A 466-nucleotide genomic window follows, 5' to 3' on the forward strand; every position below is an offset into this window, starting at 1 on the left:
TATTAGATTGTTAGATTATTAGATTATTAGATGTAAGATATTTAGATGTCAGATTATGAGTTGGTGGGACAATTTAAGAACCTAACAACTCTAACAAGTCTAACAACTCTAACAACTCTAACAATCCAACAATTCTAATAACCTAATAGCCTAATAACCTAATAACCTAATAGCCTAATCGCCTAATCGCCTAATACCCTAACACCCAAGTACCTGGGGACAGACAAGACCATAGACAGGGAATAAAGCCACCAATGGAAAGCCTGCGGTGTGAAATAGAGTCCCGTAGCTCAGTTGGTTAGAGCACTACACTGATAATGTAGGGGTCGGCAGTTCAAGTCTGCCCGGGACTACGGAATAGGGGATAGTTTTTAGTGGTTAGTGGTTAGTTTTTAGTTTTTAGTGGTTAGTGGATAGTTTTTAGAGAATAGATAGAAAACTCAGAACTCAATAACTCAAAACACAG

At 38.0% G+C, this 466-nt stretch carries 1 tRNA gene; it reads left to right on the plus strand.

Annotated features, from left to right (window positions below):
- Nucleotides 1–279: 279 nt before the first annotated feature.
- Nucleotides 280–353: transfer RNA gene (locus ATH1_RS0117490), tRNA-Ile, on the plus strand.
- Nucleotides 354–466 lie beyond the last annotated feature (113 nt).

This window comes from Anaerophaga thermohalophila DSM 12881 (assembly GCF_000191885.1).
GTDB lineage: Bacteria > Bacteroidota > Bacteroidia > Bacteroidales > Marinilabiliaceae > Anaerophaga > Anaerophaga thermohalophila.